Source organism: Gordonia sp. HS-NH1, assembly GCF_001418765.1.
Lineage (GTDB): Bacteria > Actinomycetota > Actinomycetes > Mycobacteriales > Mycobacteriaceae > Gordonia.
This window is the reverse complement of the sequence record NZ_LIYC01000001.1, coordinates 39,195-65,245: the sequence shown is the minus strand read 5'-3', so window position 1 is coordinate 65,245 and position 26,051 is coordinate 39,195. Positions and strand designations below refer to the sequence as shown.

Genomic DNA, 26,051 nt, shown 5'->3' with positions numbered 1-26,051 from the left:
GGCCGCATCGACGTCAGGCGTTCTCAGATCTCCTGCGAGATCCCCTCGGCCCACTCGGCGGCCTGCTTCGCCGGCTTGATCGGCGACGAGTTGTCGTGGCGGGCGTGCTCGCCCACCTGGACCGCGCCACGCTTGGTGAGCATCTCGGCGACGATCTCGCCGCCGCGGTTGAACGTGTCGTAGATCGAGTCGCCCAGACCGAACACCGCGAACCGCAGGCCGGTGAGGTCGGGGTCGACGCTCTCGAGTTCGTCGGCGAAGGGCTCGGCGCCCGTCGGCAGTTCGCCTTCGCCATAGGTCGAGCACACGATGACGAGGAAGTCCTCGGGGTCGAGGTCCTCGACCGCGAACTCGCTCATGTCGTAGATCGAGGGGTCGTGGTCGGCGGCCAGCGTGTCGGCGATGGCGTCCGCGACGAGCTCGCCGTTACCGGTTTCGGTTCCGTAGAGGATGACGACCGACATGTGAACTCCTCTCGACGTCGGCGTTTTCGCAAAGCGAGGGTAGCCTAACCGGCTCGCCGTCGCGAAATCGCTGGTGACAGGGGGTTGGAAGAAATACTTGGATGTCCTACTATGTGGTGACACCGGCCATACCCCCAACGAAGTCAAAGGTGATCTCCGTGTCCGCTCCTGCTGTCCCCTCGATCCCGCACTACCTGAACGGCAAGCGCGTTTCCGCCGAGGGCGGACGTTTCGCCGACGTCTTCAACCCGAGCACCGGCTCCGTGGCCGCCCAGGTCCCGCTCGCGTCCACCGACGAGGTCTCCGCCGCGATCGCGACCGCATCGGCCGCCCAGAAAGAGTGGGCCGCCTGGAACCCGCAGCGCCGCGCCCGCGTCATGATGCGGTTCGTCGACCTGATCAACAAGAACGCCGACGAGCTCGCGACCACGCTGTCGCTCGAGCACGGCAAGACCCACGCCGACGCACTCGGCGACATCCAGCGCGGTGTCGAGGTCATCGAGTTCGCGATCGGCATCCCACACCTGATCAAGGGCGAGTTCACCGCCGGTGCCGGAGGCGGTATCGACGTGCACTCCATGCGCCAGCCGCTCGGCGTCGTCGCCGGCATCACCCCGTTCAACTTCCCGGCGATGATCCCGCTGTGGAAGGCCGGCCCCGCGCTGGCATGCGGCAACGCCTTCATCCTCAAGCCCAGTGAGCGGGATCCCTCCGTCCCGGTCCGGCTCGCCGAATTGTTCACCGAGGCAGGACTTCCCGACGGTGTCTTCCAGGTCGTGCACGGCGACAAGGAAGCCGTCGACGCGCTGCTGACCCACCCCGACGTCAAGGCTCTCGGCTTCGTCGGCAGCTCCGACATCGCGCAGTACATCTACTCGACCGCGGCCGCCCACGGGAAGCGCTCACAGTGCTTCGGTGGCGCCAAGAACCACGCGATCATCATGCCCGACGCCAACCTCGACCAGGTCGTCGACGCGCTGATCGGCGCGGGCTACGGCAGCGCCGGCGAGCGCTGCATGGCGATCAGCGTCGCCGTCCCGGTCGGCGAGCAGACCGCGGACCGGCTGCGCGCCAAGCTGATCGACAGGGTGAACGCGCTGCGCGTCGGCCACAGCCTGGACCCCAAGGCCGATTACGGGCCGCTGGTCACCGCCGCCGCCCTCGAGCGAGTCCGCGGATTCATCGACAAGGGAGCCGAGGAGGGTGCCGAGGTCGTCATCGACGGTCGCGACCGCACCAGCAACGAGCAGACCTTCGGCGACGAGGACATCTCGAAGGGCTTCTTCATCGGCCCGACGCTGTTCGACCACGTCACCAAGGACATGACCATCTACACCGAGGAGATCTTCGGACCGGTCCTGTCGATCGTGCGCGCCGGGGACTACGAGGAGGCCCTCGCGCTGGCGTCGGACCACCAGTACGGCAACGGTGTCGCGATCTTCACCCAGGACGGCGACGCCGCCCGCGACTTCACGGCCCGTGTCGACGTCGGCATGGTCGGCGTGAACGTGCCGATCCCGGTTCCGGTGGCGTACTACACCTTCGGCGGTTGGAAGCGCTCGGGCTTCGGCGATCTCAACCAGCACGGCCCGGCGTCGATCCAGTTCTACACCAAGACCAAGACGGTGACGACGCGCTGGCCGTCCGGCATCAAGGACGGCGCCGAGTTCGTCATCCCGACGATGGACTGATCGGCGTTGACCACCTTTGCCGACGCCGCATTCGCCCGGCTCGACGGTGACGACCGTGTCATCGTCGAGACCGCGGCGGGTTTCGCGGCGAAGAAGCTGGCGCCGTTCGCGCTGGAGTGGGACGCCGCCAACCACTTCCCGGTCGACGAACTGCGCGAGGCGTCCGAGCTCGGGATGGGCGCCATCTACTGTTCGGAGGACGCCGGCGGCAGTGGCCTGCGTCGTCTCGACGGGGTGCGCATCTTCGAGCAACTGGCGTACGCCGATCCGGCCGTCGCGTCGTTCCTGTCCATCCACAACATGTGCACGTGGATGGTCGACAAGTACGGCACCGAGGAGCAGCGTTCGACCTGGGTGCCGCGCCTGGCGACCATGGAGACGGTCGCGAGTTACTGCCTGACCGAGCCGGGCGCCGGCTCGGACGCGGCCGCGCTCGCGACCCGCGCCGAGCGGTCCGGTGACGAGTACGTGCTCACCGGGGTGAAGCAGTTCATCTCCGGCGCCGGGTCGTCGGACCTGTACGTCATCATGGCCCGCACTGGCGATGCCGGTCCCAAGGGCATCTCCACGTTCCTGGTCGAAAAGGGCTCGCCCGGACTGAGTTTCGGAGCCCAGGAGCACAAGATGGGCTGGCATGCGCAGCCCACGGCGCAGGTCATCCTCGACGAGGTGCGGGTGCCGGCGACGAGCCTGCTCGGCGGCACCGAGGGCCTCGGCTTCGGTATCGCGATGAACGGACTGAACGGCGGCCGCATCAACATCGCGGCGTCGTCGCTCGGTGGCGCGCAGGCCGCGTTCGACAAGGCGGCCGCCTATGTCGCCAGTCGCCGTGCCTTCGGGCACGCGCTCATCGACGAGCCGACCATCCGGTTCACCCTCGCCGACATGGCGACCTCCCTGCAGGCGTCGCGGCTGATGTTGTGGCAGGCGGCGTCGGCGTTGGACGACGACGCGCCCGACAAGGTCGAGCAGTGCGCGATGGCCAAGCGTTTCGTCACCGACACGTGCTACGAGGTCGCCGACCAGGCGTTGCAGCTGCACGGCGGATACGGATATCTCACCGAGTACGGAATCGAGAAAATCGTCCGCGACCTCCGTGTGCACCGCATCCTGGAGGGGACCAACGAGATCATGCGGGTCGTGCTCGGCCGCTCGATCGCGACCCGCTACCGGGACAGCTGAATCCGCTCCACACAACCACTTTCGTAGGAAGCAGAGACAATGACGACGATCGCTTTCCTCGGCCTCGGCAACATGGGTGGCCCGATGGCCGCCAACCTGGTGAAAGCCGGCCACACCGTTCGCGGGTTCGATCCGGTTCCCGAGGCGGTGAAGACCGCCCAGGACAACGGCATCGAGACCTTCCCGGCCGCGATCGAGGCCGTGTCCGCCGCCGAGGTCGTGATCACGATGCTGCCCAACGGCGGCATCGTGAAGAAGCTGTACGACGACATCCTCCCGGCCACCCCGACCGGTGCGCTGTTCATCGACTCGTCGACGATCTCCGTCGACGATGCGCGAGAGATCCACCGGCTCGCCTCCGAGCACGGCTTCGCACAGGTCGACGCACCGGTGTCGGGTGGGGTCAAGGGAGCCGTCGCCGGCACGCTCGCGTTCATGGTCGGCGGTGAGGACGAGGCCTTCGCCGCCGCCCGCGGAACCCTGGATCCGATGGCGGGCAAGATCATCCACTGCGGCGCCGCCGGCGCCGGCCAGGCCGCCAAGGTGTGCAACAACATGGTCCTCGCCGTCCAGCAGATCGCGGTGGGGGAGGCCTTCGTCCTCGCCCAGAAGCTCGGGCTCGACGACCAGGCGCTCTACGACGTGATCACCGGCGCCACCGGCAACTGCTGGGCCGTGCAGACCAACTGCCCGGTCCCGGGGCCGGTCCCGACCTCGCCCGCGAACAACGACTTCAAGCCGGGCTTCGCGACCGCCCTGATGAACAAGGACCTCGGCCTGGCGATGGACGCCGTCGCCAGCACCGGGGCCCGTGCACCGCTGGGCACCCACGCCGCACAGCTCTACCGCAACTTCGCCGAACAGCACGCCGACCTCGACTTCAGCGCGATCATCACCTCGCTGCACTAGTCGTTCGACGCTCCCCTCAGATCCGTATGACGTTGTGTCCGTATTCCGGACGCAACGTCATACGGGTACAACCGGCTGCTCGATCGAGCGCAGCTCGGACGTTCGCAGCGACCTCTGTCGGGCGGTCGACGAGGTCAGCCCAGGTGAAGTTGAGGACCGTCCACCCTTTCGCGGTCAGGAGATTTCTCTTCACCCGGTCCCGCTGGAAGGTTCGCGTGTCCCGGTGGAACGCGAAACCGTCGATCTCGATGGCGACTGTCACGTCTGGAAACGCGAAATCGATGACGTAGCCGTGGGCAGGCATGTTCGCCACCCATCCGGTGAGCCCGCCCGCGGTGAACAATCGGACCGTCATCCGCTCAGCTTCCGAACGAGCCCCCTCCCCGAGCAGCCGCAGATACGACGCAACGCGCGGAGCGCCATGGCGTCGGGGATAGCGGGCGTGGGCAACCAGGAGCGCGTCGACGGTCACCCGCTTCGTCAACAGGGCGGAGTCGATGACGCTGATCCCCAACTCCAACGATGCGTCGAGGACGGTCATGGCAGGCGCGGTGGTCCGAAGTCCTCGGTGTACCGCGATGTCCTCGTCGTGCAGGTGCCGGTACCGAACCACCGCGGTTGCCGACGATCGTCGTGCCTTACCCCGGGTTCCCGTGTAGACGACGTGCTTTCTGGGCTCGGTGTCGTGGAGTCCGAGCCACCAGGCGGCCGCTGTACCGCCCAGAACCGCATCGGCATGCACCGACAGCACCGCGATCCGGGCCTGGGCACACGCCGCTCGGGCATGCCCGGTCACCAGATACACACCGCGGGCCACCGCGGTCCACTCCCCGGCTGCCACTCTGCGGCGGATCGTCGACGAGTCCGCGCCGCACTCACGAGCTTCTCGGGCTGAGAAGATGCCGTCGCGGCGAACTGTCAATTCGGTGATGTCCATGATGCTTCGACGCCGCCGACGGTAATGCGGTTCCCGTCGGCGGCGGCGCGAGAGACCTGTATGACATCGGGTCCGGAAACCGACTACAAAGTCATACCGATCAGAAGTCCCCGTTGTGCTTCCGCAGTGACTGGATCGCGCCGACGAGCCCGGTCATCTCGTCGTCGGACATGCCGACGTCGCCGAAGACCTCGCTGTTGAGGGTCTCCGTCGCGTCGCTCACCGTCTTCTGTCCGAGCTCGGTGATCTCGACGAGTGTCGTGCGTCCGTCGGTGGGATGCGGGACGCGGCGGACGAGTCCGCCCTCTTCGAGCCGACGGATCGCGTGGGTCACGCTGGTGACATGGACCTGGAGCCGGTCGCTCGCCTTGGTGATGGGCAGGGAGCCCTGCCGCGAGAACGCCAGCAGCCGGAGGAGTTCGAAGCGGGAGAAGCTGAGGTCGTACGGCCGGAGCGCTGCCTCGACGCGGGCGAGCAGGATCTGGTGCGCACGCATCACCGAGGTGACCGCCACCATGCCGTCGGCGACCTCGCCCCACCCCGCCTGGGTCCAGTTCTCCCGTGCCTCGGCGATGGGGTCGAAATCCATGCTGCGCCCTGCCATACCGACACCCTAGTGGTGTGTCTCAGGGCCAGGCGACTGGTCTCCGGTGTTCGATCCGCGCCTGGCTGCGTTGTCGTCGGTCGAGATGGCTCCGCCATCCCTCTCCTCTGCCTTGCCAGATCACCGATCGCTCCACCGGATACCGACCACCTGGTCCAGAGACACACCACTGGTGCCCGTCGTGCCACGACACCGTCGTCGCATCGTGGTGGGCACGGGTGCCCGGTCGGGCCGGGGACGGCCGGCGCCGCCGGTCGTCTGGTTCGAAGTCGGCCGGATGTGGACTGTGTCGTATCAGTGAATGACGCTGCGAATTCGAGTGATTCACCGGAGTGAGTAAATCAAAGTGTGACCGGGTTATTCGACGATATTCCGGCGTTTAGCGCGGGGAAATTCTTCGTTAGCAATAGAACCTAACTGTACGCATGACCTTTCTGGGCGATTCGTGACCAATGCGTTCAATGGGGCCAATGGGGTGAGGGCTCAAATATCAACTGTCGCTTGTAGTTTGACAATAAAGCCAAGAATGATGAATCCGCATTCGATTTTTTCGCATGCGTAACTGAAAATCAGAGACATGCACGAAAATCCACCCTTTTCCGGAAACTCATCCGATTAGACCATTCGATGTTTCGTGACGTTTTCGAGACGTTATCCCAGGTCTCATTACCGCACCTTTACCCACATTTTGCCTTTGCCGAAAATTGATGTCGGCGAATGTTAATCGGGAGTAATGTTCCGATTTGTCGACGGGGCGACAGCTCTCCAGGGGGGCTTCTTGGCTTGATCTTGCGCGGGGTCGTGGAATTCTTCGTCCCGTGGTCTGCGGGGTCCGCTCGGGTCGTCCCGCCTCGGACGAGTGCGATCTATACGAACGCATGGAGGCCAAGTGACCATCTCCGACAAGGACCTCGTACACCCGTCCGCGCATGCCGCGACGACCCAGCCCACAACCGACGGCCGTTCGCCGAAACCGGTCGGCGCCGACGCCCCGACGAGACCGGAGTCCGGCGTCGACTCGCTGCCGCTGTCCGCCGCGCAACGTGGGATCTGGTTCGCGCAGCACCTCGCCGGGGATCTGCCGATCTCGGTGGCGCAGTACGTCGACATCGACGGCGAGCTGGACACCGAGTTGCTGGCAAGGGTCTGCCGGATCACCGGGCGGGAGTTCGGATCGGGGCACCTCCGTCTGATCGTCGTCGACGGCGCACCACGGCAGTACGTGGCCGAGCAGGGCGGCCCGGTGAGCACCGTGGACCTGCGGGACGAGGCCGATGCGATCGCCTCGGCTCATCGGCTGATGCTGCTCGACTACACGAGACCGCTCGATCTGCTCGCGGATCACCTGATGACGAGCATCGTCTACCGAGTCGGGGACGAGCACTACATCTGGTATCTCCGTGCCCACCACATCGCGCTCGACGGGTTCGCCGCCGTGACGATGGTCCGGCGGATCACCGAGTTGTACAACGCTGCCGTTCGCGGCGACGCGGCCCCGCCGTCGAAGGCGAGCGACATCGCCGACATCATCGCCCAGGATGCGTCGTATCCGGGGTCGACCCGTCACGACAACGACCGGAAGTACTGGAGCGAACACCTCGAGGGCGCCCCACCGGTCGTCACGCTGGCCGGGCGGCACGGCAAGCCGACGCTGCACCCGATCCTGGTGAGCGCGCCGATACCCGAGGACACGGCTCGACTCCTCGACGTCGCCGCGCACGAGGGAGGCGGCGTCACCCCGGTGATCGTCGCGGCCTTCGCCGCGTACCTCGCGCGGATGACCGGAAGTGCCGAGGTGCTCCTCAGTCTGCCGGTGTCCGGCAGGCACTCGGCCGTGCTGCGCAGGTCGGGCGGCATGGTGGCGAACGTGGTGCCGCTGCGCGTGCCCGTCGCCGGCCGCACCCTCGGCGACGTGGTGACCTCCGTGCAGGGCGAGCTCCTGAGCGCCCTGCGCCGCCAGCGGTACCGCCAGGAGGACATCTTCGCCGACATGGGGATGGCGCGCGACGAGTCGGCGGCGTTCGGGCCCGCGGTGAACCTCATGATGGTCGACAGCGAGGTCGTCCTGGGCGAGGTCACCGGGCGGTTGCATGTGTTGACCTCCGGTCCGACGTCCGATCTGTTCGTCAACATCTACCCGGGCGCGGGTAAGAGCAGCACGCACATCGACCTGCAGGGCAATCCGAACATCTACAGCCCCGACGAGCTCACCGCGCACCACCGTCGGTTCCTGATGTTCCTGCACGAGTTCCTCGGCGGGGCGCCCGACGACCACGTGGGACGACTCCCGCTGCTCGACGAGCAGGAGCGCGCGACGTTGCTCCCCGTCCGGGGCGCCCAGGCCGCCCGGCCACGGCTGCTGGCCGAGATACTCGCCGACACCGTTGCGCGCCATAATGATTCGATTGCGGTCTGCGCTCCGGGGCGATCGATGACCTATCGCGAACTGGATGCCGCCTCGTCGCGACTCGCGCATCGCCTGCTGGCCGCCGGCTGTGCGCCGGAGGAGTCGGTCGCCGTCCTGTTGCGGCGATCCCTGGACACCGTCGTGGCCGTCTGGGCGGTGGCGAAGACCGGGGCCGCGATCGTTCAGGTGGATCCCGAGTACCCGCGCAAGCGGATCGAGCACATCTTCGCCGACAGCGGCGCCCGGGCCGCGATCACCGTCGACGAGTTCGCCGATCGCGTCCCGCCGGCAGCAATCCGGATCGACGTCGGTGACCTCGCGCAGGGCGACGGCGCCGACGACCTGGGCGCAGGTGCCCGCACCGACGGCGCGGTGCGTGCGCGGCTCGAGAACGTGGCGTACCTGACCTACACATCCGGCTCGACCGGTGTGCCGAAGGGTGTGCAGGTCACCCACTCGGGCCTGGCGAGTCTCATCGCCGACCGGACCGACGCGTACGGGCTCGGGCCCGAGTCGCGGGTGTCCTATGCGCTGTCCCCGAGCTTCGACGCGTCGATGGAACAGCTCCTGACCTGCTTCGCGACCGGAGCCGCACTGGTGATCGTGCCTCCGGAGATCATCGGCGGCGACCGACTCACCCGGTTGCTGGCCGACGAGCGCGTGACCCACCTGACCCTGACGCCCGCGATGCTGGCGACCGTCGAACCGGAGCCGCTGACCCGGCTGCAGACGGTCGTCGTCGGCGGCGACAGGTGCGCGCCGCACGTCGTCGAACGCTGGACGCGGTCGGCGACGATGATCAACGAGTACGGACCGACCGAGTCGACGATCACGGCCTCGAGTTCGGTTGTCGAGCCCACCGGGAACGTCACCGTGGGCGGCCCCATCCGTGGGACATCGGTGATGGTCCTCGACCACGCGCTGGAGCCGGTGCCGATGGGGACCGCGGGCGAGCTGTACCTCGCCGGCCCCGGGCTGGCGCGCGGCTACGCGCACCTGTCCGGTCAGACCGCGGCTCGATTCGTGGCCCATCCGTACGGCGCGCCCGGCGCTCGTATGTACCGGACCGGCGATCTCGCCCGCTGGGTGGGACCGTCGGCATCTCCGAGACTGGAGTTGTTGGGCCGCACCGACTTCCAGCTGAAGATCCGCGGCTACCGGATCGAGCCCGGCGAGATCGATGCCGCCCTCACCGGCCACGTCGCGGTGGACCAGTCCGTCACCGTGCCCGCACGCAACCACGCCGGCACGACCGTCCTGGCCTCGTACGTGGTGCCGGCCGCGGGTGAGCGGGCCGAGCCGGCGGAGCTGGAGCGTTTCGCGCGCGAATGTCTGCCGCCGCACCTGGTCCCGGCTGTGATCACGACTCTCGACGCCCTTCCGCTGAACTCGTTCGGCAAGGTCGACCGGCGGGCCCTGCCCGCACCCGTGTTCGCCTCCGCGCGGTCTGGCCGGCCGCCGTCCACTCCCCGGGAATACCAACTGGCGCAGCTCTTCTCCGAAGTCCTGGGAGTGGCGGAGGTGGGTGCCGACGACAGCTTCTTCGTCCTCGGCGGGGACAGCATCCTGTCGATCCAGCTCGTGGCACGGGCGAAGACGAACGGACTGTCGTTCACCACCCAGGACGTGTTCGAGCACAAGACCGTCGCCGCCCTCGCCGCGATGGCGTCCGACGTCGCCGACGACACCGGACTGGGCGAGCTGCCCGGCGGTGCCATCGGGTCCCTACCGCTGTCGCCGATCATGCACGCGATGCTCGAACGCGGTCCCATCGACCGGTTCGGCCAGGCGGCGCTCGTCGAACTCCCGCCCGCCGACGAACGCGACGAACTGGTGCGCACGCTCAGCGCCGTCCTGGATCGGCACGACATTCTCCGGGCCGCGCTGGTCGACGATCTCGCCGACCAGCCGCACGTGGTGGTCCGCCCGCCCGGCACGATCGACGCCGGCGAGGCGCTGGAGCACGTGTGGCTGGAACGACGCGACGCCGACGAGGTCGACCGGCACCTCCAGGCCGCCGCCGACCGGCTGGACCCGCGGGCCGGTGAGCTGGTGAGGTTCGTCTGGATGCAGGATCGGGACCGCACCGTCCCCGACCTGATGTGGCTCGTCATCCACCATCTGGCCGTCGACGGGGTCTCCTGGCGGATCATCCTCGCCGACCTGGCGATGGCCTCGCACCACGTCCGAGAGGGTAGAGCTCCGCGTTTCGGTCCGCCGACCACGTCGGTGCGGCGCTGGGTCCACGGCCTGGTGGAGAAGGCCCCCGCGCGCACCACGGCCGAACTCGATCGGTGGACAGAGGTCATGGCGCCGGACGACCGGTTGCTCGGTCGTCGCGCGCTCGACCCGGATCGCGACATCGTCGCCACCGCCGGCCGTCTGCGGATGCGGATTCCGGCGGACGTGACCGAGGCGGTGCTCACCACCATCCCGGCGCGCTTCCACGGGAGTGCCAACGATGCCCTGCTCGCGGCTCTGGCCCTGGCGCTCGCGCAGTGGCGACGCCGGCGCGGGCAGGACGACGGCAGTGAACTGATCGCACTCGAAGGTCACGGCCGTGAAGAGGCCGCGGTACCCGGTGCGGACCTCACCTCGACGGTCGGTTGGTTCACCTCACGCTTTCCCGTCCGGCTCGAGCTGCACGGCGTCGACGTCGAGGACGCCCTGACCGGTGGCGAGGCCGCGGGGCGGGCGATCAAACAGGTCAAGGAACAGCTGCGCGCGGCACCCGATCACGGCGTCGGATACGGCATGGTCCGATACCTCGATCCGATCGGTCGCGACCGGCTCGGCAGCCGGCCCGAACCCCAGATCAGCCTCAATTACCTGGGCCGGATGGGGACCGGCGACCACACCGGTCCCTGGATGCCGGCACGCGGCTTCGACGCGCTGGCCGGGACCGGTGACCCCTGGATGGCCCTGCCCGCCGTCATCGACATCAATGCGATCGCCGAACAGGGTCCGGCCGGCCTCGAACTCGATGCCGGGTGGGACTACGCATCCCTGGTGCTCGACCGGGTCGACGTCGAGGAGCTCGCGGACCTGTGGGTGCAAGCGCTCAAGGGCCTCGCCCAGCACGTGCGTTCCGGGACAGCCGGCGGGCACACGCCGTCGGACTTCCCGCTGGTCTCGGCCACCCAGGCGGAGGTGGACGGATGGACCCGGGCCCACCCCTCGATCGTCGACGTGTGGCCGCTGACCGCGCTGCAGTCCGGACTGCTGTTCCACGCCACCTACGACGACGCCGCCGACGGCTACACGGTGCAGGCCGAACTGCGGCTGGGCGGGCACCTGCGACCAGAACGGATGCGGCGTGCGGCGCAGGCGCTGATCGACCGGCACGACAGTCTCCGCGTCGCGTTCGTCGAGACGGGCGCCGGGCCGCGCCAGATCCTCCTCGACGACGTGTCCGTCGACTGGTCGGACTCCGACCTCACCGGCATCGCCGACACCGGCGACCGGGACCGCGCACTGCGCGGACTCATCGCCGAGTCGGCCGCTCCGTTCGACCTGGCCCGTCCGCCCCTGCTGCGTTTCCGGCTGGTCCGGACGGGCAGCGGCGAGACCGCGGACGCCGACGAGTACCTGCTCTCGATCACCAACCATCACATCGTGCTCGACGGGTGGTCGATGCCCGTGCTCATCTCCGAGCTGTTGGGCCTGTACCTCACCGACGGCGACGAGAAGGGAGACACCGGTCTACCGGCGCCCCGGACCTTCCGGGACTACCTGCAGTGGCTGCACACCCGCGACCACGACGCGACGACGCGCGCGTGGCAGGAGACCCTCGCCGGGATCGAGAGCCCGACGCGGCTCACCGGTGTCCCGGAACGCGGCGCCACCGGCGAGGTCGGCGAGACCGGCCTCGAACTCGACATCGCGACGACGGAGGCGATCGCGGGACTCGGACGTGCCCACGGCGTCACCGCCAACACCTCGATCCAGGTGGCCTGGGCGTTGCTGCTCTCGATCATGACCGGACGGTCCGACGTCGTGTTCGGCAACACGGTGTCCGATCGTCCCGCCTCCATCCCGGGCATCGAGAAGATGATCGGACTGTTCATCAACACCCTTCCGGTACGAATCCGGCTCGACCCGGACGAGCGCGTGGTCGACCTGCTCACGCGGGCGCAGTCCGAGCAGGCGGCGATGCTCGACCACCGCGACATCGGTCTGGCCGAGCTGCAGCGGGTGACCGGGGTGGCCGACATGTTCGACACCGCGACCGTGCTGGAGTCCTACCCTGTCGATCCCGACGAGATCAACCGCATGCTCGCCGACGCGGGGCTGCGCTGGAACGGCCTGACCGCGCACGACGCGACCCCGTATCCGGTCAGCCTCCAGGTCACACCGCCCCGGCCCGGCCGAGCCGACCATTCGGCCACCGATCGGTCCGGCACCTATGAACTGGTGCTGAAGTACGCCGTCGACCGCCTCGACCGGGAGTCCGCCGAGGTGCTGCTCGAGCGGTTCGTGCTGCTGCTGCGGCAGATCGCCGCCGAACCGGGCCGCAAGGTCGCCGCGCTGGCCTCGTGCTGGGACACCGAACGCAGCGCACTGTGCCCGATCGAGGGCCCGCCCGCGGTGTCGGCCCGCGTGCTCCGGGACATCCTCGCGGAGACCGCCCGGCTGTACCCCGAGGCGCCTGCGGTACGGGCCGACGGCGCCACCATGACTTACCGCGAACTGGAAGGCCGCGGCGATCGGCTGGCGGGTGAACTCGCCGCTCGTGGCGTCGGTCCGGAAACAGCAGTGGCGCTCGCGGTCCCGCGATCGGCCGCCCTCATCGTGGCGATCTGGGCGGTCGCGCGGACCGGAGCTGCCTTCGTCGCCGTCGACCCGGGGAACCCGGCGTACCGCATCGCCGAGCTGCTCACCGACGCGAGATCCACCATCGGGGTGACCGTCGACGCCGTCGTCCCGAACCTCCCGGACACCGTCGAGTGGCTGACCCTGGTCGGCCCCGGCACGCTTCCGCTGGGGGAGGGCGTCGCGTTCTCGGACCGGCCGGACCGCTCGCGCCCGCTCCGGCCCGACAATGCGGCCTACCTCATCTTCACGTCCGGTTCCACCGGCCGGCCCAAGGCCGTCCACATCACCCACCGCGGTCTCGCCGATCGGGTCGTCGAGTACGCGGAATCGTTCGCCGTGCAACCGGATTCGACGATCCTGCAGGTCGCGTCGCCAGGTTTCGACGCCTGCGTCTCGGAAGTACTGGTCGCGCACAGCGCCGGCGCGTGCCTGGTCGTCGCGCCGCCGGAGGTCTACGGCGGGTCCGAGCTCGAGGACCTGTTGCGGACCGAGCGGGTCTCGCACGCGATCATCACGCCGACCGTGCTCAACACGATGGACCCGTCCCGCCTGCCGGCACTGCGGATCATCGCGGTGGTCGGCGAGGCGACGGGCGCGGACATCGTGAACCGGTGGTCGCCGGGGCGTCGTCTGATGAACCACTACGGACCCACCGAGACCACGATCTGGGCGACCGGGGCCAACGATCTCCGGCCCGGTGAGCCGGTCACGATCGGAGAGCCGATCCGGGGTGTGTCGGCGTTCGTGCTCGACACCTGGTTGCGCCCGGTGCCCGTCGGGGTGGTCGGCGAACTCTATCTCGGCGGCCCCGGCCTCGCCCGCGGCTACTTCGACCGCCCGGGCGTCAGCGCCACACGATTCGTGGCGGATCCCGTCCGCGGTTCCGGCGAACGCCTGTACCGCACCGGCGATGCGGTGCGGTGGGTACGCGCGGAGGGCGCTCTCCGACTGGAGTACCTGGGGCGCAACGACCATCAGGTGAAGATCCACGGCCTGCGGATCGAGACCGGGGACATCGATGCCCACCTCGCGCGCAACGCCGGTGTCGCCCAGACGGCCACGGTGCTCCAGCGCGGACCGGGGGGTCGACCGGCGATCGTGTCCTACGTCGTGGGCACGCCCGACGAGACGATGGATGTGCACGCACTGCACGACGAACTCGCGAACACATTGCCGCACTACATGGTTCCCGCGGCGATCGTCGAACTGGAGTCGATGCCCGTCACCCGATCCGGCAAGGTCGACACGAAAGCACTGCGGCAGTGCGACTTCCGGGCTGAGAGCAGCGGCGGACGGCCGCCGGAGACGGCCGCCGAGCGGATCATCGCCGCCCTGTTCGCCGAGGTGCTGCAGCTCGACGACGTCACCGCCGACGACAACTTCTTCACGCTCGGCGGTGACAGCATCGTCTCGATGCAGCTGGTCGCGTCGGCGAAGGCCGCCGGCCTGTCCATCACCCCGCGCGCGGTCTTCGAGGCGAAGACCGTGGCCGCACTCGCCGCCGTCGCGACCGGGACCGACGGTGTCCGGCGCTCGAGCGGTAGCGCGGAAGCCCCGGCCGCCGAGTCGGCCGCGCACCTGGAGGAGTTGCCGGACATCGACCTCGACGGCCTCCGGCACCGCTTCCCGCGGCTCGCGGATGTGTGGCCGCTGTCGCCGACACAGTCGGGTATCCACTTCCATTCGACGCTCGATCCCGACGTCGTGGACGACTACACCGTGCAGTCGACCATCGCCCTGTCCGGTCCGGTCGACGCGGACCTGCTGCGCCGCGCGGCGCAGGCTCTCGTGGATCGGCACGACATCTTGCGTACGGCGTTCGTCCCGACGTCGCAGGGTCCCCGGCAGATCGTCGTCGGCGGCGTCGAGGTGCGTTTCCGGGCCGTCGACCTCGCCGGCGGGGACCGGGGAGCGGCCCGCCGGATCGCGGCCGACGACGCCGCCGCGGGTTTCGACCTCGCCGAGCCGTCGCTGATCCGTTTCACCCTCGTGCAGCTCGACCGCGATCGCTTCGCACTCCACGTCACCAATCACCACGTGATCCTCGACGGCTGGTCGATGCCTCTGCTGCTCGGCGAACTCCTGCAGTACTACGGCGATCCCGCGCAGATCGGCGCGGCCGGACCGGCGGCGTCGTACCGGGACTACCTCTCGTGGCTCGCCGATCAGGATCACGACGCCTCGGCGGCCGCGTGGGCGCGGGCCTACGCCGACGTCGACGGCCCCACCCGGGTGACCCGTCGCGGTGCCGCGACCACCGGGGTCGCCGCCGGCGAGATCACGGCCGAACTCCCCGGGCAGGAGTATGCGCGCCTGCGGTCGGCGGCCGCGGAGTCCGCCGTGACGGTCGGCACCGCGTTGTCGGCGGCATGGGCGCTCGTCCTGCGAACCCTCACCGGTGACACGGATGTGGTCCTGGGCTCCGCGGTGGCCGGACGACCACCGGAGCTGCCCGGCGTCGATCGGGCGCTGGGCATGTTCCTCAACACGGTGCCGATCCGCGTCCGTCTCGATCCATCGATGTCGTTGCGTGAGTTGCTGGTACACGTGCAGGACACGAATGCACTGGTCCTCGACCACCACTACGTCGGACTCCCGGCCATCCACCGCGCGGTGGGCAGGCCGGACCTGTTCGACACCGCGCTGGCCTTCCAGTCGTTCCCGCTGCGCGAGGACGTGCTGCAACAGCTGGTCGCCTCGGCCGGACTGCACGTCGACGGCATCACCGGACTCGACGCCACGCCCTACCCGCTGAGCGTCGTCGTGGCGCCGAAGGTCGACGGTGGCGAGGGCGAACCGGGACTCGGGATCACGGTGCGGTTCCACCGGGACGAGTTCGACGAGAGCCGTGCGCGTGAGATCGTGGACCACTTCGTCGAATGCCTGGCCCGAATCGCCGACGAGCCGGGCTCACGGCTCGGCGACCTCCGCCCGGCCGGGCACGAGGCCGGCGCCGGTCGGATCGACGAGATGCCGCAACCGGCGACCCTTCTCGACATTCTCACCGCCGCGGCCGCGCACGACCCGGATGCGAGCGCGGTGACGTGCGGTGAGCGGTCGATGTCGTACCGGCAGCTGACCGACGAGTCCGACCGGGTGGCCCGGCAGATCCTGCGCCGTGCGGAGGGGCGCGTGGTGGCGTGCGCCCTGCCGCGGTCGGTCGAGGCGGTCATCGCGATCTGGGCCGCGGCGAAGGCGGGGGTGCCGTTCCTGCCGCTGGACCCGAACCTGCCCGCCGAACGCATCGAGTTCGTGCTCGCCGATTCCCGTGCCGGCCTGGGGATCACGGTCGGCGCGTGCCGGGCGGGACTGCCCGACAGCGTCGACTGGATCGTCCTCGACGATCCGCGGGCCGACGCGAGCGTCTCGGACCCCTCCTCCGGCCCGGTCACCGACGCCGAACGGGGCGGCCCGATCCGGATCGGGGACAACGCCTACGTGATCTACACCTCGGGGTCCACGGGCACACCGAAGGGTGTGGTCGTCTCCCACCGTGGACTCGCGCATGTCGTCGAGGCCCAGCGTGCGGTCCTCGGCGTCGATCCCTCGTCGACGGTGCTCCAGGTGGCCTCACCGAGCTTCGACGCCTTCGTGTTCGAGCTGCTGATGGCGCACGGTTCCGGGGGACGGCTGGTCGTGTCGCCGCCGGAGGTCTACGGTGGCCCTGACCTCGCGAACCTGGTACGGCGAGAGAAGATCTCACACGCGGTACTGACCCCGTCGGCTCTGGCCACGGTGCCGGCCGACGGTCTCGACGCCCTGCGCGTGCTGGCGACCGCGGGTGAACCGGTCGGCCCCGAGCTGGTCGCCCGCTGGGCTGGTGGACGCCGGATGGTCAACCTCTACGGACCGACCGAAGCCACCATCTGGGCCACCGCGAGCACGCCGTTGCGCGTGGGCGAACCGATCACGATCGGAACCGCGGTGGGGCCTGTCGGCACGTTGGTGCTCGACTCGTGGCTGCGCCCGGTCCCGCAGGGCGTCGTCGGCGAGTTGTACCTCGTGGGACCCGGACTGGCCGACAGCTACGTCGGCCGCGCCGCGACGACCGCCGCGCGATTCGTGCCCTGCCCGGCCGATGGGCCCGGTACCCGGATGTACCGGACGGGTGATCTCGTCCGGATCTCCCGTGCCGGTGAACTGGAGTATCTGGGACGCAACGACTTCCAGGTGAAGGTGCGTGGCACTCGGGTCGAGGTCGCCGAGATAGACGCACGCCTCGGGTCTCGCGACGGCGTCGCGTACGCCGTGACCGTCCCACACGGGGGGAGCGGAACGCCGCAGTGTCTGGTGTCGTACGTGACCGCCGCCCCGGGGGTGTCGCTGTCCGGTGCCGAGCTTCGCAGGTCGCTCGAGCAGACGCTGCCCGCCTACATGGTTCCGGCCGCGGTCGTCGTACTGGACGAGATCCCACTCACCCCGACCGGCAAGCTGGATCGGCGTCGACTCCCCGAACCGGTCTTCGCCGCACGGGAATTCCGCGCGCCGTCCAACCGCGTCGAGGCCACGGTCGCCACCGTCTTCGGCGAGGTCCTCGGGATTCGGCGAGTAGGCGCCGACGACGACTTCTTCACCCTGGGCGGCGACTCGCTGAGCGCATCCGTGGTGACCGCGCGGCTGGGTGCGGAGCTCGGGGTCCGGATCCCGCTGCGATCGGTCTTCGAGGCGCCCGGCGTCGCGGCCCTGGCGGAGCTCGCCGCATCGTCGCCCGGCGCCCGGCGCACCCCCTTGACGGCTGCCGTTCGTCCGGAGCGCATCCCGTTGTCGCTGGCGCAGCAGCGGATGTGGTTCCTCAACCGGATGGAGCCCGAGTCGCCGGCCTACAACATCCCGGTGGTCCTCGAGCTGACGGGACACGTGGACCTCTCGGCACTCGAGCAGGCACTGGGGGACGTCGTGGGGCGGCACGAGGTACTGCGGACGATCTATCCCGAGACCGACGGCGAGCCATGCCAACTCCTCCTCGACGAGGCCCCGGTGATCCTGGAGTCGGTCCGGGCGTCTGTCGCCGAGGTCGAGGACGTCGTCGTCGGATTCGTCCGTCGCGGCTTCGACGTGACCGCGTCGGTGCCGATGCGGGTGGCAGTGGTCGCGGTCGATCCGGACGGAGCCGGAGCGGTCCCGGGGTCGCGGGCCGACGGGCGTTTCCTGCTGGTGCTCGTGGTCCATCACATCGCCGGGGACGGGCAGTCCATGGCGCCGCTGGCGCGAGATGTGATGACCGCCTACACCGCCCGGCTCGCCGGACGCGAACCGTCCTGGGAGCCACTGGCGATCCAATACGCCGACTACGCCCTGTGGCAGCGAGAGGTTCTCGGCCGCAACGACGATCCGGACTCGCTGATGCGCAGCCAGCTCGACTTCTGGCGGTCGGCCATGGCCGACGCCCCCGACGTGCTCGATCTGCCCACCGACCGGCCGCGTCCGCCGGTGGCGACACTCGCCGGCGGGCAGGTGCCGGTCGCGATCGACGCCCGCCTGCACGGTCAGCTCCTCGCTCTGGCGCGCGCTCACGGCGCGTCGCTGTTCATGGTCCTGCATGCCGCGCTCGCGACGGTCCTCGGCCGGCTGAGCGGCGGGGACGACGTCGTGATCGGCACACCCGTTGCCGGGCGCGGCGAACCGGGCCTGGAACCGATCGTCGGCATGTTCGTGAACACCCTCGCGCTCCGTACCGATCTCGACGCCGCGGAGTCGTTCGCCGGATTGCTCGACCGCGTCCGCGATGTCGACCTGGACGCCTTCGAGCACTCCGACGTACCGTTCGAGCGGATCGTCTCCGAACTCAATCCGCAACGGTCCACCGCTCACCATCCGCTGTTCCAGGTCGCCCTCGCGTTCCAGAACCTGTCCGGCGTCGACCTCGAACTACCGGACCTGCGCGTGTCCCGTGCGCAGGCGGACACCGGCATCTGCCAGTTCGACCTCCAGCTGGTGCTCGCCGAGTCGTACACGGACACCGGAGCGGCGCAGGGGATCTCCGGAACGATGATGTTCGCCCGCGATCTCTTCGACCCCGCGACCGTGGCGGTCTTCGTCCGCCGCCTGCAGCTCGTTCTCGATGCGATCGTCACCGACGCGTCGACCCCCGTCGGCGACATCGACTGGCTCGGTGGCACCGAGCGCGCCGAACTGCTGTCGGTCGTCGGATCGGGTGCGGTGACCGAGCCCAGGCTGCTGCCGGAGGTCTTCGCGAACGCCGTCGAGATCGATCCCGACGGTGCGGCGGTGATCGCCGGCGACGTCGAGCTGTCCTACGGTGACCTCGATCGCCGATCGAATCGTCTTGCTCGGCAGCTGATCCGGAGCGGAGCTGCACCGGAGCGGCCGGTGGTGGTGGCCGTCGAGCGGTCGGCCGACTCACTGGTGGCGTGGTGGGCCGTCGTGAAGGCGGGTGCCCCCTACGTTCCGGTCGATCCGCACTACCCGGCTGCACGCATCGAGCAGATGGTGTCCGATTCCGCTGCGTCACTGGGGATCACGACATGTAAATCGCGACCGGCGTTGTCCGGCGCGGTCGACTGGGTGGTCCTCGACGATCCCGCGACCACCACAGCGGTCGACGAACAGTCGTCCTCGCCGATCGAACAGTCCGATCGGGTGTGCCCGGTCCGACCCGCGAACACCGCGTGGGTCGTCTTCACATCCGGTTCGACCGGCGTGCCGAAGGGTGTCGCTGTCTCGCATGCGGGCGTCGCGGACTACCTCGCCACGCTGCACGCCGACCGATCCGGCGGAACAGCCCCGCGGGTCCTGCATTTCGCCTCCCCGTCCTTCGATGCATCGCTGCTGGAGATCCTGCTGGCCGTGAGCGCCGCAGGCACGCTGGTGGTGGCACCCACCGGGATGCGGGGCGGTCGGGAACTGGCCGACTTCCTCCGCCACCACCGCGTCTCCCACGCATTCGTCACCCCGGCCGCGCTGGCCTCGGTGGACCCGGACGGGCTCGACGACCTGCGGGTCGTCCTGTCGGGAGGTGACGAGGTGCCGACCGATCTGGTGAGCCGGTGGGTGGGTACCGATCCGGCCGGCGCCAGGCAGTTCCGCGTGCTGTACGGCCCCACCGAGACGACCATCGTGGCCACCGCGACGGCTCCGATGCGGGTGGGGGAACGTTCGTCGATCGGGTCGGCGGTCGCCGGAATGCAGACACTCGTGCTCGACCCGCGCCTGCACCCGGTGCCGGACGGGGTCGCCGGCGAACTCTACCTCTCCGGACCCGCGCTGGCGCGCGGTTATCTGAACCGCCCGGGGGTGTCGGCGGCCCGGTTCGTCGCCCACCCCGCCGGCCGTGCGGGAGAACGCGCGTACCGGACGGGTGACATCGTCCGCCGGAACTCTGCGGGACGACTGGAATTTCTGGGACGCAACGACTTCCAGGTGAAGGTGCATGGTTTCCGGGTCGAACTCGGGGAGATCGACGCGGCGCTGGCCGACCGGGCCGCGGTGGCCTTCGCCGTCACCGTTCCGCGGCACGACCCCGGTATCGGCATGCGCCTGGTGTCCTACGTGGTGCCCGCGCCGGGCGTCGCCCTCGTCGGCGAGAAGTTGCGTGCCGGGCTCGGCGAGGTCCTGCCGTCGTACATGGTTCCGGCCGCGGTCGTGGTCATCGACGAGATCCCGCTGACGCCGAGCGGGAAACTCGACCGGCGTGCCCTACCCGCACCCGTCGTCACCACCAGGAGCTTCCGTGCGCCGGCCACGCCGGTCGAGGAGATTGTCGCGGGAGTGTTCGCCGACGTCCTGTCCGTCGGCGCCGCGGTGGGTGCCGACGACGACTTCTTCGACCTCGGTGGGAACAGCCTCGCCGCCACCCGGGTGGTGGCGAGAATCGGTGCGGCGCTCGACACCACGATCCCGGTCGCGATGCTCTTCGAGGCGTCCACGGTGACGCGGCTGGCGGCGCGCGCGGAATCCCACGCGGACACCGGACGCGTCGGCCTGGTGGCGCACACTCGTCCGGAACGGGTCCCGCTGTCCTACGCCCAGCAGCGCATGTGGTTCCTGAACCGGATCGAACCCGAGTCGCCCGCGTACAGCATCCCGATCGTGGTGCGGCTGTCCGGCAGCCTCGATGTCGACGCGCTCCACCGGGCGATCGGCGACGTCGTCGACCGCCACGAGATCCTGCGTACCGTGTATCCCTTCGCCGAGGGGGAGCCGGCCCAGGTGATCCTCCCGGCCGAGGCCGACGTCGTCCCGATGGAGGTCACCCGGCTCGCCGAACACGAGGTGGACCAGGCGATCTCGGATCTGATCGGGACACCGTTCGATCTGACCGCCCAGGCGCCGACGCGCATCGTGCTCTTCGAGCTCGGCGGTGACGAATGGGTGCTCGCCGTCGTCCTGCACCACATCGGCGGAGACGGGTCGTCGTTGACGCCGCTCGCGCGGGACATCATGACGGCCTACGTCGCGCGTACGCAGGGGGAGGCGCCCGGATGGGAGCCGCTGCCGGTGCAGTATGCCGACTACGCGATCTGGCAACGCGCCGTCCTGGGTTCCGAGTCGGACCCGGACTCGTTGCTGCGCGCGCAGATCGACTATTGGGCGGAGCAGTTGGCCGACACACCACCGCTCCTCGAACTGCCCACCGACCGGCCGCGCCCGGCCACGCAGTCCTACGCCGGGGGCTCGGTCGGCCTCACCGTCGACGCCGATCTGCACGCCGGGCTCCAGCGGGTTGCCCGCGCGCACAACACGACCCTGTTCATGGTCTTCCACGCCGCGCTGGCGGCTGTGCTCGCCCGGCTCGCCGCGACCGACGACGTCGCCATCGGCACCCCGTACGCCGGACGCGGGGAACGCGAGCTCGACGAACTGATCGGCATGTTCGTCAACACCCTCGTCCTCCGCACGAGGGTGCGCAGCGGGATGTCGTTCGGCGAGTTGATCGACGACGTGCGCGTCACCGACCTCGCGGCGTTCGGTCACGCCGACGTCCCCTTCGAGCGGCTCGTCTCCGAACTCAACCCCGTCCGCTCCGACGCCCACAACCCCCTGTTCCAGGTGATGCTGGCGTTCCAGAACATCTCCACCACCGACATCGAACTACCCGAACTGTCGGTGCGGGCTGTCGAACCGGACACCGGACTGGCCCTGTTCGACCTGCAGGTGACGGTGGCCGACACCTACGACGCGAACGGCGCGCCGGCCGGCATCACCGGCGGGGTCACCTTCGCGGCCGACCTCTTCGACGCCTCGACCGTGGAGCGGTTCGTCGAGCGGCTGGTGGGGATGCTCGAGGCCATGGCGACCGACGTCGATCGTCCCGTCCACGACGTCGAGTTGCTCGACGACGCCGAACGGTATGCGGCGCTGGAGGGTCCGAACGCGACGTCGCACGACGTGAACTCCGCCGAAACCCTGGCCTCGATGTTCGCCGCAGCCGCTCTCGCACACGCCGATGACATCGCGGTGGTCTCCGGGACGGTCTCGCAGAGCTATGCGGAGTTCTCCGGGCGAGTGAATCGGCTGGCCCGCTGGATGATCGCTCGGGGAGTGGGTCCGGACGCGCTGGTCGCTCTTCGCATGCGGCGCTCGCTCGACCAGCTCACCGCGATGTACGCGGTGCACGCCGCGGGCGGTGGCTATGTGCCGATCGACCCGGATCATCCCACCGAGCGCATCGACTACATGATCGAGTGCGCCGCGCCCGTGCTGGTGCTGTCCTCACTCGACGCGGTCGACCTCTCGGAGTTCGACGACTCGCCGGTGACCGACGACGCCCGGATCACACCGCTGAACCCAGATGCCCTCGCCTACGTGCTGTTCACCTCCGGTTCCACGGGCAGGCCCAAAGGTGTTGCCGTGTCGCACCGTTCGGTGGTCAACCAGGTGCGCTGGATCTGTACCGAGTACGGCCTCGACCGGGCGGACGTGGTGTTGCAGAAGACCCCTGCGACGTTCGACGTGTCCGTGTGGGAACTGTTCGCGACACTGGCGGTGGGTGCCCGGCTGGTCATCGCGCGACCGGATGGCCACACCGATCCGCGATACCTGGCCGAGGTCATGTCCGCCCACCGGGTCACCGTCACGTCGTTCGTGCCGTCGATGCTGGCGGTGTTCGCCGATGCCCTGCCCGTCGGCTCGGTGACGTCGCTGCGGGCACTGCTCGTGGCCGGTGAGGCATTCGGGCCCGACGTGGTGGACGCCGCCCGCCGCGCGCTGCCGGGAGTGGAGCTGCACAACCTCTACGGGCCGACGGAGTTCACGGTGCACGCGACCGCCTCCGCGGTGGGCACGGCCGACGACGGTGCGGTGCCGATGGGGGCACCGGTGTGGAACGCCCGCGCCTACGTGCTGGATTCGCGGATGCGGCCGGTGCCGGTGGGCGTGACCGGAGACCTGTATCTGTCCGGTACGCAGGTGGCGCGCGGCTATCACGGACGTCCCGGCCTGACCGCCGATCGGTTCGTGGCCGATCCGTTCGCCGCCGGCGCCCGGATGTACCGCACCGGTGACCTGGTGCGTCGTCGCCGGAGCGGTGAGCTGGAGTACCTGGGACGCAGCGACTTCCAGGTCAAGCTCCGCGGATTGCGCATCGAACTCGGCGAGATCGAGGCGGTGTTCGCCGCGCATCCGGATGTTGCCCGTGCGGCGGCCGCGGTCACCTCCACCGACGCGGTCGACTATCTCACCGTCTATCTGGTGCCGTCCGGGCCGAACCGCGGCGATGCGAGGGGTTCGCTGAACACCGCCGAGGTCACCGCATTCGCCTCGGCAGCGCTTCCGGGATACATGATCCCCACGGCGGTGATGGTGCTCGACTCGCTGCCGCTCACCGCCTCGGGCAAGCTCGACCGGGCTCGTCTGCCGCAACCGCCGCGCGACGCCTCCGGGTTCCGCGCACCGTCGTCGTGGCTGGAGACCGAGATCGCGCGGACATTCGAGCACGTGCTCGGCGTGCCCAGAGTCGGCGCCGATGACGACTTCTACGCCCTCGGCGGCAACTCGCTGAGATCGGTGCAGGTGGTCAACGATCTCGAGACCGAGCTGCACGTGGAGATCCCGATCCGGTGGATGCTCTCCGATTCGAGTCCGGCCGACCTCGCCCGGCGCATCGAGGCCGGGACAGGCACCGGGGTCGACCCCGAACACGACTCCGCGGCCGGGCCCGGTGGCCCCGGGTCGCGCAGTGTGGGACTCGACGTGCTGCTCCCGATCCGCCCGGACGGCGACCAGCCGCCGCTGTTCTGCATCCATCCCGCGTCGGGACTGGCCTGGTGCTACCAGACGCTGAGCCGACACATCCCGGCCGGCCGGCCGGTCTACGGCCTGCAGGCGCCGCAGATCGGTGGTGAGGTGCCCGGTCCCACGACGATGTCCGACATCGCGCGCAGGTACTTCGACGAGATCCGGGCGGTACAGGCCGACGGGCCGTATCACCTGCTGGGCTGGTCGTTGGGAGGTGTGATCGCCCACGCGGTGGCCGCCGAGATGCGCGCGGCCGGTCACGAGGTCGCGCTGCTGGCGATGCTCGACACGGAGGCCGACGGCGTCGACACGTCGGCGATCACCGCCGTCACAGCGGGCGAACTGATCAGCAACCTCGGACCGGTGCTCGGCATCGACTTCGTGAGTTCGGACGCGACCGCCGAACGCGCCGCCGAGCAGATCGCCGAGCGTCTCGGAGACGGATTCGGCATCGATGCCGCGACGATCGAGCGGCTGACCGACGCCTACAACCTGTTGATCCGTGCGACCGGTGAGTGGCACCCGCCGGTCGTCGATGCCGACGTGCTCTACTTCACCGCCGTGCGCGATCGACGACCGGATGCGGTGGGTGCCAACGGGTGGGGTCGCCACATCCGGGGAAGCATCACGAATGTCGACGTGGACTCCCACCACCTGGGGATGACCGAGAACGAGGCGATCGTGCAGATCGCCGCCGTGCTCGACGAGCACCTGACGCCCGAAAGTGCCACGCGGAAGGCCGGTTCGGGGTTAGCGTTTTCTCACGATGATCGGTTCACCATCAAGAAATGAGGTCGTCCATGGACAAGATCGGCAAATCCGGCGCACACCGGTGCCCACGTCCGCGCGGTCGCCGCCCGGCCGGCGCCCTGCTCGGCTGCGCATTGGCCGCATCGCTCACGGTGACGGTCCCGGCCCTCGCCCAGGCGGCCTCGCCCGGTGTCGCCCTGCCCGTCCCGCTGATACCCACGACATCGACTCCAGGGGAACAAGCGCTGTCCGGCAACGCCTTCCGGATCGCGCACGTCGACGCCTCGTTGGTGTCGGACGCCGCCCCCGTTGTGGTCGGTCAGTGGCCAGAAGCGGGCTCGGCCGTTGGATCGCCGGCTCCGAGGAACCTGCGGCCGCTGGGTCAGGTCGTGGTGCCGGTCGCTGCCGCCGATGCCGGAGACCGGGTCCGGGTCGGCAACCTCGACATGACCCGTCCGAATGCGGTGTCGCCGGAACTGGCGGCGCAGATCTCGGCGGGTTCCGGTGAGATCGTGCAGGGAATCTCGGATGTGTTGCGCAGCAACGGTGTTTCGGCCGATCGAGCGGACCGGGTGGCCGAGCAGATGGTCGGCGACGCGGCGGTCGGCGGGGTCATCGGTGCAGGCGTGGCAGCGCCCCTCGCCCTCGCGGTCGGTGGCGTGGTGGGTGCCCCATTGGGTCTGATTCTCACGTTGCCGTTGTGGCCCACCGGACTCGTCGTCGGGCCGTTGGTGGGGACGGCCGTGGTCGCCACCCTCGTCGCGCTGCCCGCGGTCGCCGCCGGTGTCGCGATCGGCGCCGCGCACGGCTACGACAAGGGTTGGAAGGTACCGATCAGCGGACCGCGGCACCTGCGCCCAGACGCCGGGGAGGTGGCGACCGCACGGTCCGTCGTCCCGCATCAGGCCAAGCACGCCGCATCCGCGCCGGTCGTCGTCCCGGAGGTCGCCGCACCCGTCGTCCGGCAGGTGTCCCCGACTCCCGCCGTCAAGCGGGTGGAGCCCATGGGGTCTGCCGGGAGTGGTCCGGCGGACTGCTCGATCGTGCGCAAGATGGAGGTGGCGCTGCGGGGAGGCGTGATCGGGACCTGCTAGTC

At 69.4% G+C, this 26,051-nt stretch carries 8 protein-coding genes; 5 read left to right on the top strand and 3 right to left on the bottom strand.

What is annotated here, in order from left to right:
• Window positions 1-23: 23 nt before the first annotated feature.
• Complete coding sequence (locus AMD30_RS00225; protein WP_010840588.1) at window positions 24-464, bottom strand: flavodoxin domain-containing protein; 441 nt, start codon at window positions 462-464, stop codon at window positions 24-26.
• Between the two features lie 101 nt (window positions 465-565).
• Between AMD30_RS00225 and AMD30_RS00220 the strand changes: the two genes are divergently transcribed.
• The 3 genes from AMD30_RS00220 to mmsB are packed head-to-tail and all read left to right on the top strand — an operon-like array spanning window position 566 to window position 4,246.
• Window positions 566-2,155: a CoA-acylating methylmalonate-semialdehyde dehydrogenase gene (locus tag AMD30_RS00220; RefSeq protein WP_014927954.1), complete on the top strand. Its 1,590-nt coding sequence runs from the start codon at window positions 566-568 to the stop codon at window positions 2,153-2,155.
• A gap of 6 nt (window positions 2,156-2,161) precedes the next feature.
• The gene (locus AMD30_RS00215) at window positions 2,162-3,337 is read left to right on the top strand and encodes an acyl-CoA dehydrogenase family protein (RefSeq protein ID WP_010840586.1); all 1,176 of its coding nucleotides are present in this window, start codon (window positions 2,162-2,164) and stop codon (window positions 3,335-3,337) included.
• 39 nt (window positions 3,338-3,376) lie between these two features.
• Entirely contained in the window at window positions 3,377-4,246 is an 870-nt protein-coding gene (mmsB, locus tag AMD30_RS00210; RefSeq protein ID WP_010840585.1) for a 3-hydroxyisobutyrate dehydrogenase, read from the top strand.
• A gap of 16 nt (window positions 4,247-4,262) precedes the next feature.
• On the opposite strand, the gene AMD30_RS00205 is transcribed toward mmsB, so the two are convergent.
• Window positions 4,263-5,183, bottom strand: a complete 921-nt coding sequence (locus AMD30_RS00205) for a type IV toxin-antitoxin system AbiEi family antitoxin domain-containing protein (protein WP_055474359.1) — start codon at window positions 5,181-5,183, stop codon at window positions 4,263-4,265.
• Window positions 5,184-5,283: 100 nt separating this feature from the next.
• A complete protein-coding gene (locus AMD30_RS00200; protein WP_055474358.1) occupies window positions 5,284-5,787 on the bottom strand; it encodes a MarR family winged helix-turn-helix transcriptional regulator in 504 nt (167 codons plus the stop codon).
• Between the two features lie 889 nt (window positions 5,788-6,676).
• Between AMD30_RS00200 and AMD30_RS00195 the strand changes: the two genes are divergently transcribed.
• Complete coding sequence (locus tag AMD30_RS00195) at window positions 6,677-24,997, top strand: amino acid adenylation domain-containing protein (protein WP_055474357.1); 18,321 nt, start codon at window positions 6,677-6,679, stop codon at window positions 24,995-24,997.
• Window positions 24,994-26,049 carry a hypothetical protein gene (locus AMD30_RS00190; RefSeq protein WP_231632603.1) on the top strand — a complete coding sequence of 352 codons (1,056 nt, stop codon included), beginning with the start codon at window positions 24,994-24,996 and terminating at the stop codon, window positions 26,047-26,049. Before AMD30_RS00195 ends, AMD30_RS00190 begins: the two co-directional genes overlap by 4 nt.
• Window positions 26,050-26,051: the final 2 nt, after the last annotated feature.

Excerpts from the sequence above, each read along its gene's own strand:
- AMD30_RS00225 (WP_010840588.1), bottom strand. The coding sequence starts at position 464 with ATGTCGGTCGTCATCCTCTACGGAACCGAAACCGGTAACGGCGAGCTC.
- AMD30_RS00220 (WP_014927954.1), top strand. The coding sequence starts at position 566 with ATGTCCTACTATGTGGTGACACCGGCCATACCCCCAACGAAGTCAAAG.
- mmsB (WP_010840585.1), top strand. The coding sequence starts at position 3,377 with ATGACGACGATCGCTTTCCTCGGCCTCGGCAACATGGGTGGCCCGATG.
- AMD30_RS00205 (WP_055474359.1), bottom strand. The coding sequence starts at position 5,183 with ATGGACATCACCGAATTGACAGTTCGCCGCGACGGCATCTTCTCAGCC.
- AMD30_RS00200 (WP_055474358.1), bottom strand. The coding sequence starts at position 5,787 with ATGGCAGGGCGCAGCATGGATTTCGACCCCATCGCCGAGGCACGGGAG.
- AMD30_RS00190 (WP_231632603.1), top strand. The coding sequence starts at position 24,994 with ATGAGGTCGTCCATGGACAAGATCGGCAAATCCGGCGCACACCGGTGC.